Below are 13,231 nucleotides of genomic sequence, written 5' to 3' on the forward strand. Positions count from 1 at the left end.
AAACGATAAGAAGACAAGGTTTATATTATGTTCGATTTTGATCATGTTCCTGACCGCCGCGTCAGTAACTCCATGAAGTGGTCGACTGGGGCCTCTCGTCTCTCCAGCGCACAGCACGCCGCCGACCCGCTGCCGATGTGGGTCGCCGATATGGACTTCCGTGTAGCTGAGCCTATCGTGCAAGCGCTACACAAGCTGGTGGATTTTGGCATTTACGGCTACGGCTCGATGCCTGCCACCTTCGCAGATACAGTTGTCGATTGGCAGCGTCGCCGGTTTGATTGGCACGCCGAACCGCATTGGTTGGTACACACGCCCGGTATCGTCAATGCGATCAACATGGCCATTCAGGCATTTACCGTACCGGGCAACTACGTACTGATTCAAACCCCTGTCTATGTGCACTTTCATTACGACGTGCTGATCAATGGGCGGCGCCTGGCCGAAGCGCCGTTGGCATTTGACGGCACGCGCTATTCATTCGACCCGGTAAGCTTCGAAGCCGCGATCAAACCCGGCACCAAGTTGTTCATACTGTGTCACCCACATAACCCGACGGGCAATGTCTGGACCCGCGAAGAACTCACGTTGATGGCGGAAATCTGCGCGCGCCACGGTGTGATCGTGGTCTCCGACGAGGTTCATCAGGACTTGGTCTGGCAGCCTGGGTTGAAGCACATCCCCTTCGCATCCGTTAGCCAGACTGCAGCCGAGAACTCATTGATCTGCACTGCGCCCAGCAAGACATTCAACATCGCGGGCCTGCAATGTTCGAACATTTTCATCCCTAATGAGCACCTCAGAACCGCCTTCCGCGCGCAGTGCGAGCGCAGCGGCATCAACTTGATCAATATCATGGGCATCACCGCCTGTGAGGCGGCCTACCGTGATTGCGAGGGCTGGCTGGACGCGTTGTTACCCTACCTGCGCGGCAATCAGGAATTGTTCGCCGACATGATCAACAGCGCCAATCTACCTATTAAAGTTATCGAAACGGGGGCGCTCTACCTTGCCTGGATCGATTGCAGAAAGCTCGCGCAAGAAACGGATGACATACACGACTACGTCATTAGAAACGCGCGTCTCTGGCTTGACGCTGGCACTAAATTCGGCACAGGCGGCGAAGGTTTCCTTCGGATAAACCTGGCGTGCCCACGCGCGCAGGTCGAGGGAGCCGCGCAACGCTTGATCGGTATGTTCGACCGCCCATTGGAGGCCCTCACCCATGGCTAACGTCTGGAAGAACGGTAGCGTGCTGCGGCTGGTACTGGCGCAAGCGCTCGCCGGAGCGAATGCCGCTGTGGTGTATGCCACCGGCGCGATCATCGGCCATCAGCTGTCGCCTGACCCAACGTGGGCAACCCTGCCTATCTCCATTTTCGTTGTTGGCATGGCATCGGCCACGCTCGTTACAGGCACCATCGTTCGCCGCTGGGGCCGGATTCCATCATTCATGTTCGGCAATATTTGCGGCATGATCGTCGGCGTGTTGGCCGCTGTTGCGATCTTGAAGCATTCATTTGCACTTTTTTGTGTGTCTATGCTGTTCGGCGGGGCTTACGCGTCGGTGGTACTGACATTCCGTTTCGCTGCTGCCGAATGCGTCACTGCGCAACAGCGGCCTAAAGCGCTGTCGGCGGTAATGGCTGGCGGGGTATTTGCTGGCGTGCTTGGACCGCAACTGGTTTCGCTGACCATGGACTGGTGGCCAGGTTTCGACTTCGCAGCAACGTACCTCGCCGCTGCAACGGTGGCAGCAGTGTCGGCCTGTATGCTGATAGGGGTCCGGTTTACTGAGTCACCACCGGCCAGTCGCTCCGGCGGGCGCTCCACGGCTCAGTTCCTTAAACACCCTCCCTTGTTGGTCGCGATGCTGTGCGGTGTGGTCAGCTACACCGTCATGAACTTCCTGATGACATCCGCACCGCTGGCCATGGCCATGCATGGTATGCACCAGCATGATGCCAACCTTGGCATTCAGTGGCATATCGTCTCCATGTATGCCCCAAGTTTCATAACTGGGTCACTCATCGCAAGGTTTGGTGCTGCACGTATTGTGCTACTGGGCATGGCTTTATTGATCGCCTCGGCGGCTACGGGTTTGCTGGCGCCAACGGTGATGAACTTCTGGATTTTGCTGGTCCTGTTGGGAGTGGGCTGGAACTTCGGATTTCTCGGTGCCTCCGCGCTCGTGCTCAGTTGCCACCGGCCCGACGAAAAAGCCAAAGTGCAATCCCTCAATGACTTCGTCGTGTTCACGACTGTGGCGATCGGTTCATTCATTTCGGGCGACATGTTGGCGACTCATGGCTGGACCGCCGTCTGTACAGCCGCGATACCGCCAGTCATCGCTGCAGCCTTGGTCGTTTCTGTATACCTCTGGAAACAACGCCCTGCGACAACAACAATTCAAACCTGAAACCGAATTGCCGTAGACGCATCCCCTAGGCAGGACGCCATCACTCAACAGTCGAGACGGTGACAACACAGCATAATCCTTACTGCTCATGAACAGCGCGGCGGCCGCTGGCGGCCGCCGCATGCCACACATAAAGACAATATCGGCAGGAGCATACAATGAAAACTAATAACCTGGACGCCTACATCCCCCTGGATGCAGCGCCCGCGAAGAAGGTCCCTTTCACCGCTTACGATTTCGGGTGGGTGGTGTTGTGCATAGGGATGGCAATTGGTTCAGGCATCATCTTCATGCCCGTGCAAATGGGCGTAAAAGGAATCTGGGTATCGTTGGCATCCCTGATAGTTTCCTACCCGGCAGTGTACTTGATCTCTGAAGTTTTTTTACGCTCACTTTCAAAGACCGAGGCGTGTGACAACTACACACACATCGTCACCCAATATTTAGGAAAGAACTGGGGTGTTCTGCTGAGTTTCGTGTATTTCATCATGTTGCTCAAAGGCATGCTGGCTTACTCGTCTACCATCGTCAAAGATGGCGGCTCGTACTTGCAGACCTTCCACGTCACAACTGAGTCAGTGGGCAGCGCGCCGTGGTTCATTTTCCTGCTCATTGCGATCATGGTGGCGCTGGCGTCACGCGGTGAGCGGTTCTTGTTCAAGGTATCTGGCCCGCTGATCGGGGTGAAGTTTGCAATAATCATTTTCCTGGGCATTGCAATGGTCCCTTTCTGGAAAATCGAAAACCTCGGCCTGCACGTTGTTCCTGACTGGATGGCGTTTGTCCGGGATGTCTGGCTGACCCTTCCCTTCGCCATGTTCTCGATATTCTTCGGGCAGATTCTCAACCCGATGAACGTCGCCTTCCGCAAGGCCGAAGCAGATCCAGATATTGCCACTTATCGTGCGCTACGCGTCAGCCGCATCGCGTTTGTAATACTGCTGATCGCCGTGTCCTTCTTCGGCTTGTCTTTCCTGCTGTCCATCAACCATGCCGAGGCAAGTTCCGCGTTGGCGGCCAACATTTCGGCCCTCGCCCTGTCCGCGCAAGTGATTCCTGGCGACACCGTACGGATGCTGTCGACCGTGTTGAACCTGGTGGCTATTTTCACCGCCTTCTTTGGTATCTACCTTGGCTTCCAGGATGCGTTGAAAGGCATTGTCACGAATGTGGTCGATCGCTTCATCACCCGGGGTGAGCGTTTCAACGCATCTCTGCCCAAAATGATTTCGGTGATCTCCGTACTGTTGCTGGGCACCTGGGTAATGTTCGGCATACCCGCAATGCTACTCATGCAAGTTACCGTTCCTGTGTTCGGTCTGGTCGCCTGCTTCATTCCCGTATATCTGATTTTCAAGGTGCCCGCATTAAAGCAATACCGGTGCTGGAAGACCTATTACGTACTGCTGTTTGGTATCGCGTTGATACTGGTACCCATCATGAAAATTTTTGAGTGACATTAGCAGTTAACCCACACCACGAGGAGCACTACCCATGAATGACTGGATCGAAACACTCGCCACCCTGCGTAAAACAGCAGGCAACTTCGGCAAGGCCAACCCCCCTGTAGCGAAAGCATTTTCCGGGCTTAACGAATCGTTAGGGCAAAGCGTACACCTGGATGAAAAAACTCGAGAGTTGATTGCACTTGCCGTAGCTGTAACAACGCGCTGCGACGGCTGTTTCTCTGCTCACGCTGCCGCCGCGCAAAAAGCGGGCGCCACCCGTGAAGAGGTGGCCGAAGCGCTGGGTACTGCCATTGCACTGAATGCAGGTGCGGCCTTTGTGTACTCGAGCCGCGCACTGGAAGCATTCGATCAGTTTGGCACGCCCAATAACTAGGCAAGCCTAGGTCTTCTTCGAAGACTGCACTAGGTCAAGGGCTTTCTCCCACGGCGGATGCTCGCCAAATTCGCTAACCAAAAAGTCGATAAAACTTCGCACCAAAGGGTTGGCATATTTAGAACGGTAGTACATCGCGTACAACGTGTGATTAATGCCAGACGCGTAATCTGGCATCACGATTTGCAACTGTTTTGAAACAATATACTCCCCCACCAGGTAAGTAGGGAGACAGGCTACACCTTGCCCTGCTAGTGCAGCTTCAAGCAGTGCCAGGCTGGAGTTGGAAGCCAGCCTGGCTTTAACTTTGACTACCACCGTCTGTTCAGCTTGTTGAAACGACCATGCGCCTTCCTTGGTCATGCTCGGGTACACCAGGCACGCATGGGTGGCGATGTCATCGGGGTGCCGGATAGGTGCATGTTCACTGAGGTAGAGCGGTGAGGCGCAGTAGACCCAACGAACTTCAGCCAGTTTACGTGCGGCATATGAACTATTGACTTCAGAGGTGATCCGCAACGCCACATCATAGTTTTCTTCAGCGAGATTGACCCGCCGATCGTCCAGCGAAAGGTTGGCATCGACTTTCGGATAAACACTGAGGTACTTACTGATGACCCTGGACGCTTGCTTGCAGCCGAAGGCGATGGAACTGGTAATGCGCAGATTACCTTCAGGCTTGCCAAATTGCCGTGCGACGTCCAGCGTGTTTTCCACGTCGGTGATGATGGCATTGGCACGTTCGAGGATGATTCTGCCATGTTCGGTCAAAATCAAACTTCGAGTAGAGCGCTTGATAAGCAACACACCGAGCCGCTCTTCGAGTTGTGCGAGACTTTTGCTGACAGCGGATGGCGTCAAATGGAGTTCACGCGCAGCCGCCGAAAGGCTACCGACCTCTGCGATTTTAGAGAAAATGGTGATTTGCGTGAGCGAGGCGAAATTTTTCATCAACCGTAACCTGCGGTGCATCAACGAATCCCGATTGTCGCACAAAAAAGTGGGCCCGTAATATCCGGACGGCCGGGTGCCGTAAGCCCTTGAATCTCACCCTCGCCCGCTGAGTTTTATGCCGCCTGGCAAATACATGGCGGTACGCAATGAGCCCAGTCATTTATAGAGTTCAACATGCAAAGCGCGGCATTCACCCACCGGGGTGCCGCTCAGTAAAATCTGTCAGCAATAATAAGGAAAATAATATGTTGATCCATCGTGTCGCAACGCTAGCTGGGTGCGTTATCCTGGCGGGAAGCCCCCTGGCGATCAGAGATGCTCACGCAAGCGACTTTGTAAATGACAGCAAGTTAAGTCTATTGCTTCGCAACGCCTACATGAGTAGAGACTTCAAAAACGGCGTCAGCGATCGCGCCGAATGGGGTCAGGCAGCAATCGGAAAGTACAGTTCAGGCTTCACGCCTGGGTTGATAGGCCTCGGCGTCGATGCCCACGCCATGGTGGCTGTGCGTTTGGATGGCGGCCGCGGCCGCAGCGGAGCGGGCGGTATCGACTTCTTCAAACAAGGCGATAGTGGTAAGGCCGCCAGTGATATTTCCAAAGCGGGTGCGGCCGTGAAGATGAGGCTCTCCAATACGGTGATCACCTATGGCGATCAAATGCCTAACTATCCCGTGCTCAGCTATTCCAGCTCCAGGCTTCTACCTGAAACCTACACCGGGACCTCACTGGTTTCGAAGGAGATTTCTGGATTGGAACTCAGTCTTGCGCGCTTTCACGCAGAGTCACGAAAAAGCGAAGCGAGCCGGGACAGCGGCTTGAAATCCGTCAACGTGGTGGGTGGCTCATACCGATTCAACGAGAAACTGGGAACGTCTCTCTTTTTCTCTGACGTCGAGGATCAGCTGAAGAAACAGTACTTGAACGTAAACTACGTCATGCCGTTCGATAAGATTTCGTCCTTGAAACTGGATTTCAACGGCTACAAGACGAAGCTCGACAGCGCTGTCGTGAACCGACTGCATACCGAGGGTGACGACAATACAATCTGGAGCCTGGCAGCAACCTATAGCCACGGTCCTCATAGCGTAATCCTTGCTCACCAGCGCAGTTCAGGGGACAGCCTGCTTGGCTACCCCTACGGCGGTTATCAAAATGCAGGTGGCAGGGGTGACGGCGGAAACACAGTGTGGCTTGCAAACTCATACTGGTCCGATTTCAACGCTGCGGACGAACGTAGCTGGCAACTGGGCTACGGCTTCAACTTCGCCAGTGTGGGTATCCCAGGGCTTACCTACAACCTTGCCTACGTGCGAGGTACCGATATTACCACTCGCCAGAGCACCGGCGGCACTGAACGGGAGATATTCAACCAGATCAAATACGTTGTCCAAAGCGGGCCGGCCAAGGATCTAAGCTTCCGTGCCAGGAGCTCAATACGCAGGGTGTCTGAAAAATCATCGGACTACAGCATCGGCGGGAACGAAGTTCGCGTCCTTGTCGAATACCCCCTGAACATCTTCTGACGTTCACCCTTCGCTTGGCATTGCAAGAGCGGGCTGATTGCTTGACGCCAATCAGTCAATCAATTTGGACCCGCGTTGCGAACCATGGCCGGCAAGCCGGGCTACTGCCCATCACGCCCACAGAGTATTCATAAAACCTGTAAGGAAATTGCACCATGTATATAGGCTTCATTCCAGTCCTGTTCGCCTTTGCAGCGACGCTTGCGTCGTTCAGAAACTTAGCCCTTGCCCGTGTGCTGTGGTGTGCCTGCGCCGTGCTGGTGGTAGTCTGGACAACTTGGCATGGCGCTAACCACATGCCGCACCTCAAGCAACTGGGGGCGTGGTAAATGAGCCTGCAACTCACTGAAAACCGTTTGCGTCAGCTCGAGCTGGCGGTGATCGCTGGCATCTGCTTCCTGCTGCTGGAGGCATTCTTCTACCAACTGGTACTCGGCGAATTGCCGTGCGCATTCTGCAACCTCATCCGGGTGTGTTTCATGCTGCTCGGCTCAGGCCTGTTGCTAAACCAGGTATTCGGCATCAATCCTTGGAACTACTTGCTCAGCGGCTTCGGCGCATTGATTGGCAGCCTGCTGAGCCTGCTGTTCATGTTCGTCAAGGTACTGCCCGGGTCCACGCCAATTGGATCGGCGATCTTCGGTCTGCATATGTATGCCTGGACCTTCATTTTGTTTACCGCGGCGATCATGTTCTGCTTGTTCATGGCTGTGCTGTATGCACGCCGTGCCGCCGGAAACGACGCGCCGACAACACGGCCGTCTCGCTCTGGCCTGGCCCACCTGGTAATGGGGCTGTTCGTTTTGCTGGTAGCGGCAAACCTGGTTTCGGCGTTTTTGCAGAACGGCTTCGACCACTTCATTGGCGGTGGCCAGCAGCACTACCGGATGCTCTATGAAGGTGACGTCATGAAACCCTGAGCGGGTTGAAGGTCTGCGCGGTGTTAGCATCAGCACCTGCTTGGGCTCCAGGATGGGGCCCGGGCAGTAGCAGGCCCAACACCACGAGCCGGGCAGAACAACACCCAACCGATAGCGGATAAGGAGCAGCCACGTGAGCCTGCACAAACCCAGGGGCGTTAAGTTAAGTCATCTGAATGCGCTGCGTGCGTTCGAGGCAACTGCCCGGCATCAGAGCTTTAGCGTGGCGGCAGCCGAGCTGGACGTCACCCCTGCTGCGGTCAGCCAACTGGTCAAGCGAATCGAGCACTTGATTGGCGCCCCACTGTTCAACCGGGCCAAAGGCGGCTCAGGCAAAGTCACCCTCACTCCTGCCGGCCAGATGGCCTATCCGGACATCAGCGCCGGCTTCAGACTCATCCAAAGCGGGCTCGGTTGCCTGAGGCGCATGACCGATGAGGCTCAACTGTCGATCGCAGCAAGTCCTGCTTTCGCTTCGAAATGGTTGATACCTAAACTGGGGGATTTTCGAACTCAGCACCCGGACATCGAAGTCGTTATCCATACCAATTCGATGAAGGACGATTACATCAGTAACAATATCGACCTGGGGATTCGGTACGGTACCGGCGCCTGGGACAACTTGAGCTGCGTTCCCTTGATGGACGAGTACACCTTTCCGGTCTGCTCGCCCCACTACCTGACGACGCTGGACCTCAATGCCAGCCCCTTACACGGTGCTACACTCATCCATGACCTCTCCCTGGACGGGCATTCCGACTTTCCATGCTGGGAACGCTGGTTAGGGGAAAAAAACCTGGTCCTGCTAAACTCCCAGGCCCCTCTCAAAATCAACAACTCAGCGGCCGTGCTGCAGGCGTGTGCTGAAGGCCACGGGTTGGCGTTGGCGAGAAGCATGTTGGTGGAAGGTGACGTGCAAAGTGGAAGGCTTGTGGCGCCGTTTGGTTTTAGTTTGAATAAACTGAAACTCGGCTACTACATTGTTCATCGCGCGGGATTTGAAAACGTAAACAAGATCAGAGTCATGACGAACTGGCTGAAATCCAAGGCGCTGGAGACCAGCTCGTCTTATCTGACGCGTGCCAGGCGACAGCCCGGCCAGTCGGACGGGGCTTACTGACCCGCTTGTACTTTCAATACATCTTCAGCCGTCAGCGCTTTGCCACCGATACCCCAGCTGCCGCTTTTCACCTCTTCAAAAACCACCCAGGTTATGTCGCGCATGCTTTCACCTTCGATGGACACCATGGCATCAGTGATCTTTGCAATCGCTTCGGCTTTTTGCGCGTCAGTGAAAACGCCTTCAATACCTTTAATGATAACCAGCGGCATGGGCAACCCTTCTCCACAATCAATGAATTAATGTTCAGTACGCCCCAAAATACTGCCAGCGGCAGCAGTTCGATGCGATCCATTTATTCTTGATAGCCGTTAAGAAAAACTTAACCTTCAAGCCGTTGAAAGGGCGCCAGATGAAGCGGGCCACGCTACCGAACCGCACGGGGAATCGATAGCAGTGAATGAAGGCCCCTTGGCAGCGATGCCCTTTCAACTCATGCTCTCTGAGTCACCAGCTTGGTATTCAGATACGCCTCTATGGCCTCCGTCCCTCCCTCGGAGCCATACCCCGAATCCCCCACTCCGCCAAACGGAATTTCAGGCAAGCCGAGTGCGACGTGGTTGATGGCGAGCATGCCCGCCTTGATGCCATCGCTCAATGCCTGGACGTTGCCGATATCGCGGGTAAAGGCGAACGAGGCCAAACCATAGGGCAGTCGATTGGCTTCATCGAGCGCTTGATCAATAGTATCGAACGGCATCAGCAAGGCCAGCGGGCCAAAGGGCTCTTCATTCATGGCTCTCATGGCAGGTGTCACATCGACAATTACGGTGGGGCTGAAGTAATTCCCCGCCCCTGCCAGCGGCTCGGCACTGCCGTGTACCCCTGCCCCCAATGCCTGCGCATCTTCTACCAGCGTTTTCAGGGCGTGGACGCGACGGCTGTTAGCCAATGGCCCCATGGTGGTTCCAGCGTCAAGACCATTACCTACTTTGATAGCCCGCGCGTGAGCGACCAGTCTTTCGGTGAAAGCTTCGTACACACTTCGTTCTACCAGAAATCGGGTCGGTGCAACGCACACTTGGCCGGCGTTTCGGAATTTCGCCGCAGCCAGCATGCTCGCAGCCTGATCAAGGTCGGCATCAGCGAAAATAATTGCCGGTGCATGCCCACCCAACTCCATGGTGACCCGCTTCATGTGCTGCCCCGCCAAGGCCGCCAGCTGTTTGCCCACCGGCGTCGAACCGGTAAAGGTAATCTTGCGGATGACCGGGTGAGCGATGAGGTAGCTCGATATTTGGTGAGGATCACCGTACACCAGACCAACGACACCACTCGGTATACCCGCGTCCACGAAAGCGCGAATCAGTTGGGCGGGTGACGCCGGTGTCTCTTCAGGCGCCTTCAGGATGATCGAACACCCAGCAGCCAGCGCCCCCGCAAGTTTGCGCACGGACTGATTAAGCGGGAAGTTCCAGGGTGTGAATGCCGCCACAGGCCCCACTGGTTCTTTGATAACTCGTTGTTCTACACCCGTGGCACGGGAGGGAACGATACGACCGTAAGAACGTCGTGCCTCTTCAGCAAACCAGTCGATGATGTCGGCCGCCGCGCCCACCTCGATTCGGGCTTCCGCAAGTGGTTTACCCTGTTCCATCGTCATTAGCCGGGCAATGTTCTCGCCACGCTCACGCATCAGCTCGGCTGCCTTGCGCAAAATTCGGTAGCGTTCGAAAGCCGAGGTGTTACGCCACACCTCGAAGCCTCGCTCGGCGGCCGCAAGCGCCGCGTCCAGGTCCGCTGATCCGGCCTTGGCAACAGTGCCGATCAGCTCGCCATTGGCGGGGTTGTGAACAGGTAATGTCGCACCCTCCTCTGCCTCGCGCCATAGGCCGTCAATGTGCAACAGCGTATCTACATACATTCATGTTCTCCCAAGGTGGATATTTATCGCACGTACTTACAACGCCCCGAGCAATGTCTGGCGAATCGTGCGCAACTCGTCCCCCATCCGGGTGAAGCGCATATCGGTCATTTCAACAGCGGGCAAGTCATCACCCAATGTTGCGTCGTCGCGGCTGACGCGCAACTCGACGAACGCGGGGGACAACCCGCTCAAAACGTCTTCGATGGCATTCTCGAAAGCCTGCGGATCTTCGAAGCTGTAGACAGCTTTGTAGCCTGCGGCCTTGGCCATCCCAGGGTAGTCGACACTGTGGTGACCGGGCGTTTGCAAATTGCCGAGCCCGGCAAACTGCACGCTGTTGTTCATCACCACATGGACGAAGTTTTCTGGCGCTGCCTGGGCGACGCTGACCAGCCCGCCCAACTCCATCAACAGGCTTGCATCGCCATCGAGCACTATCACCTTACGCTCCGGCCTGGCCAGTGCGAGGCCCAGGCCGATTGAGGCCGCCCCCCCCATGAGAGGCACACAGGCTACTGTCAGTGCTGGCGGGGACAATTTATCGGTAGCGTTCATCGCCCCCATGGTCGTCACGACGACGTGATCAGCCCGATGGGTCTGAATGGTTTGGCAGGCTTGACTAAGCGTTAACATGGCAACACTCCTCAGTTGAAGCCAACGAAATGGCCGATAATGAGCACTACAGGGCCCCGTCGCTCTTTGCTCGCTGCCCAGGCGGTGCGTATCAATGCCGCATCCTCCGGACTGTCCAGGCGCCAGAACGGTATGCCGAGCAACTCAAGCAGAGGCTCCAGCATGTACACCATCCGCCGTTTGGACAGCGACGGTTCCTGGCCCAGATTGCTCCACTCACGTCCGAACTGCCCAACCAGGAACATCATCGGTATCCTGGAATCGAGACCCAGGGCGCGAAGGCTGTTGAGCCCCGCATAAAGTCCTTGGTTTTGCACAATGATGGCGTTGTCAGCGCCACCGGCCCAGAGCCCGGCAGAGACTTCGATGGCCTGGTCCTCGGTGGCACAATTTATTTGCCGAATGCCATGTTCCGGGTTGTCCAAGGCCTGGTGAGTAGCGATTTGCAGCATGTCCGGCACCGTGACGACGTGCGTGATTGAACAAGCCTGTAGTTCTCGAATCACGGCACTTGCCGAAACCGAATGGCGAGCATGATCGATCATTGTCGACTCCCAACAATTAGAAATAGGTTCAAGACACGTAGTTAGAGGTTGCCGGGGCATTTGCAGCCGGTGCTGCCTGCGCGTCTGCTTGAGCAGGGGAACTCGTGGCCTTGGCTAGACGAAACCGCCGAGCGATGATCAGCGAACAGATCGAGGAGAGCACCCCACAACCCAGAACGTAGGCGCAAATCATCCAGGGACTTCCACCATTTGCCGTCAGCAGCAAGGTCGCAATGATGGGGGTCAAACCTCCAGCGAATACGCTTGAGAGCTGGTAGACGAAGGAGATACCGGTGTACCTCACACGCGCATCGAACAATTCGCACAGGAAACCGGAGATAGGGCCATAGACCGAGGCGTAGATCACCCCGAACGGTATCGATACAGCCAGCCAGATCATCCAGAGGTTGCCCTCCGATTGGTTCATCACCCAGAAGGCTGGGTAGCAGCTCAACGCGGTGATGATCGAAGCAAGCGCATAGAATCTAAACCGGTTCACCTTGTCGGACGCCCATCCAAAAACCGGTATGAAGACCGTCAGCACTGCCGAGGCGATCATGACGCCGATCAACGCATCCGCCCGGCTGAGATGGATCTTGTCGGTGAGGTAACTGATCGAAAACACCGCAAAGATATTGAAGACCACACCATCCACATGACGGGCGCCCAACCCAAGCAACACATTGCCGGGGAAGCGTTTGATCATGTCCAGGAACGGCACCTTCGCCTCGCCGTGCTCTTTTTTCATCTGGGCGAACGCGGGTGTCTCCATGACACTCAGGCGCACCCAAAGCCCGAACAGAATCATCACGAACGACAGCACGAACGCACTGCGCCAGCCCCACTGCATGAACTGCTCTTCGGTGAGGAAATAATTAAGTGCGGCAATGACGATCGCTGACAGCAGCACGCCCAGTGACAACCCAATCTGCGGCAAGCTCGCGTAGAAGCCACGGCGATGCGGCGGCGCATACTCATAGGCCATCAATATAGCCCCACCCCACTCACCGCCCAGGCCGATACCCTGAATGATCCGCAGAAAAATCAGAAGCAACGGGGCCGCTACGCCGATCTGTGCGTACGTTGGCACCAGGCCGATGGCGACAGTAGAGATACCCATGATCATGAGTGTCACTACCAACATCTTCTTGCGGCCAATTTTGTCACCGAAGTGGCCGAAGATGATGCCGCCCAGTGGACGAGAGATGAAGCCAACGGCAAAAGTCGCGTAGGCCATCAAGGTCGCCATGGCCGGGTCATCACCGGGAAAATACAACTTGTTCAGCACCAGTCCGGCGACTACGCCATACAGGAAGAAGTCATACCATTCAATCGTTGCACCAATTACACTCGCCAGCGCAACTTTGTTAACGGACTTTTGATCAATATTCATGACGCTGCCCAC

At 55.7% G+C, this 13,231-nt stretch carries 13 protein-coding genes; 7 read left to right on the forward strand and 6 right to left on the reverse strand.

From position 1 onward, the window contains the following. Positions 1-27 precede the first annotated feature (27 nt). From APH42_RS00475 to APH42_RS00490, 4 genes are all read left to right on the forward strand, one after another. On the forward strand, positions 28-1,233 hold the full coding sequence (locus APH42_RS00475) for a MalY/PatB family protein (RefSeq protein ID WP_060492419.1): 1,206 nt from the start codon (positions 28-30) through the stop codon (positions 1,231-1,233). Further along, positions 1,226-2,419, forward strand: a complete 1,194-nt coding sequence (locus APH42_RS00480; RefSeq protein WP_060492420.1) for an MFS transporter — start codon at positions 1,226-1,228, stop codon at positions 2,417-2,419. Before APH42_RS00475 ends, APH42_RS00480 begins: the two co-directional genes overlap by 8 nt. Positions 2,420-2,577: 158 nt before the next feature. Further along, positions 2,578-3,876, forward strand: coding sequence for an amino acid permease (locus APH42_RS00485; RefSeq protein WP_060492421.1), 1,299 nt, complete (start codon positions 2,578-2,580; stop codon positions 3,874-3,876). Between the two features lie 37 nt (positions 3,877-3,913). Then, positions 3,914-4,261: a carboxymuconolactone decarboxylase family protein gene (locus APH42_RS00490; protein ID WP_060492422.1), complete on the forward strand. Its 348-nt coding sequence runs from the start codon at positions 3,914-3,916 to the stop codon at positions 4,259-4,261. 6 nt (positions 4,262-4,267) lie between these two features. On the opposite strand, the gene APH42_RS00495 is transcribed toward APH42_RS00490, so the two are convergent. Next, complete coding sequence (locus APH42_RS00495; RefSeq protein WP_060492423.1) at positions 4,268-5,212, reverse strand: LysR family transcriptional regulator; 945 nt, start codon at positions 5,210-5,212, stop codon at positions 4,268-4,270. Positions 5,213-5,460: 248 nt separating this feature from the next. On the opposite strand from APH42_RS00495, the gene APH42_RS00500 reads away from it, so the two are divergent. The 3 genes from APH42_RS00500 to APH42_RS00510 all read left to right on the forward strand — a co-directional run bounded on the left by APH42_RS00500 (position 5,461) and on the right by APH42_RS00510 (position 8,781). Then, positions 5,461-6,741, forward strand: coding sequence for an OprD family porin (locus APH42_RS00500; protein ID WP_060492424.1), 1,281 nt, complete (start codon positions 5,461-5,463; stop codon positions 6,739-6,741). 329 nt (positions 6,742-7,070) lie between these two features. Further along, positions 7,071-7,661: a disulfide bond formation protein B gene (locus tag APH42_RS00505; protein WP_060492425.1), complete on the forward strand. Its 591-nt coding sequence runs from the start codon at positions 7,071-7,073 to the stop codon at positions 7,659-7,661. A gap of 133 nt (positions 7,662-7,794) precedes the next feature. Continuing rightward, positions 7,795-8,781, forward strand: coding sequence for a LysR substrate-binding domain-containing protein (locus tag APH42_RS00510; protein ID WP_060492426.1), 987 nt, complete (start codon positions 7,795-7,797; stop codon positions 8,779-8,781). Here the strand turns inward: APH42_RS00510 and APH42_RS00515 are convergent. The 5 genes from APH42_RS00515 to APH42_RS00535 all read right to left on the reverse strand — a co-directional run bounded on the left by APH42_RS00515 (position 8,775) and on the right by APH42_RS00535 (position 13,219). After that, positions 8,775-8,993 carry a 4-oxalocrotonate tautomerase family protein gene (locus tag APH42_RS00515; protein ID WP_060492427.1) on the reverse strand — a complete coding sequence of 73 codons (219 nt, stop codon included), beginning with the start codon at positions 8,991-8,993 and terminating at the stop codon, positions 8,775-8,777. The two genes, APH42_RS00510 and APH42_RS00515, sit on opposite strands and share 7 nt — an antisense overlap. 221 nt (positions 8,994-9,214) lie before the next feature. Further along, positions 9,215-10,645, reverse strand: a complete 1,431-nt coding sequence (locus APH42_RS00520) for an NAD-dependent succinate-semialdehyde dehydrogenase (protein ID WP_060492428.1) — start codon at positions 10,643-10,645, stop codon at positions 9,215-9,217. A 36-nt stretch (positions 10,646-10,681) separates the two neighbouring features. Then, positions 10,682-11,281 carry a thiamine pyrophosphate-dependent enzyme gene (locus tag APH42_RS00525; protein ID WP_060492429.1) on the reverse strand — a complete coding sequence of 200 codons (600 nt, stop codon included), beginning with the start codon at positions 11,279-11,281 and terminating at the stop codon, positions 10,682-10,684. A gap of 11 nt (positions 11,282-11,292) precedes the next feature. Continuing rightward, positions 11,293-11,826 carry a thiamine pyrophosphate-binding protein gene (locus APH42_RS00530; RefSeq protein WP_177336832.1) on the reverse strand — a complete coding sequence of 178 codons (534 nt, stop codon included), beginning with the start codon at positions 11,824-11,826 and terminating at the stop codon, positions 11,293-11,295. A gap of 28 nt (positions 11,827-11,854) precedes the next feature. Continuing rightward, on the reverse strand, positions 11,855-13,219 hold the full coding sequence (locus tag APH42_RS00535; protein WP_060492431.1) for an MFS transporter: 1,365 nt from the start codon (positions 13,217-13,219) through the stop codon (positions 11,855-11,857). Positions 13,220-13,231: the final 12 nt, after the last annotated feature.

This window comes from Pseudomonas sp. NBRC 111140, from assembly GCF_001320885.1.
Taxonomy (GTDB): Bacteria; Pseudomonadota; Gammaproteobacteria; order Pseudomonadales; family Pseudomonadaceae; genus Aquipseudomonas; species Aquipseudomonas putida_P.

What these genes read in the sequence shown, in the direction of transcription:
- APH42_RS00525 (WP_060492429.1), bottom strand. Translation starts at nt 11,281, where the DNA reads ATGTTAACGCTTAGTCAAGCCTGCCAAACCATTCAGACCCATCGGGCT.
- APH42_RS00490 (WP_060492422.1), top strand. Translation starts at nt 3,914, where the DNA reads ATGAATGACTGGATCGAAACACTCGCCACCCTGCGTAAAACAGCAGGC.
- APH42_RS00535 (WP_060492431.1), bottom strand. Translation starts at nt 13,219, where the DNA reads ATGAATATTGATCAAAAGTCCGTTAACAAAGTTGCGCTGGCGAGTGTA.
- APH42_RS00520 (WP_060492428.1), bottom strand. Translation starts at nt 10,645, where the DNA reads ATGTATGTAGATACGCTGTTGCACATTGACGGCCTATGGCGCGAGGCA.
- APH42_RS00530 (WP_177336832.1), bottom strand. Translation starts at nt 11,826, where the DNA reads ATGATCGATCATGCTCGCCATTCGGTTTCGGCAAGTGCCGTGATTCGA.
- APH42_RS00505 (WP_060492425.1), top strand. Translation starts at nt 7,071, where the DNA reads ATGAGCCTGCAACTCACTGAAAACCGTTTGCGTCAGCTCGAGCTGGCG.
- APH42_RS00495 (WP_060492423.1), bottom strand. Translation starts at nt 5,212, where the DNA reads ATGAAAAATTTCGCCTCGCTCACGCAAATCACCATTTTCTCTAAAATC.
- APH42_RS00500 (WP_060492424.1), top strand. Translation starts at nt 5,461, where the DNA reads ATGTTGATCCATCGTGTCGCAACGCTAGCTGGGTGCGTTATCCTGGCG.
- APH42_RS00475 (WP_060492419.1), top strand. Translation starts at nt 28, where the DNA reads ATGTTCGATTTTGATCATGTTCCTGACCGCCGCGTCAGTAACTCCATG.
- APH42_RS00485 (WP_060492421.1), top strand. Translation starts at nt 2,578, where the DNA reads ATGAAAACTAATAACCTGGACGCCTACATCCCCCTGGATGCAGCGCCC.
- APH42_RS00480 (WP_060492420.1), top strand. Translation starts at nt 1,226, where the DNA reads ATGGCTAACGTCTGGAAGAACGGTAGCGTGCTGCGGCTGGTACTGGCG.
- APH42_RS00515 (WP_060492427.1), bottom strand. Translation starts at nt 8,993, where the DNA reads ATGCCGCTGGTTATCATTAAAGGTATTGAAGGCGTTTTCACTGACGCG.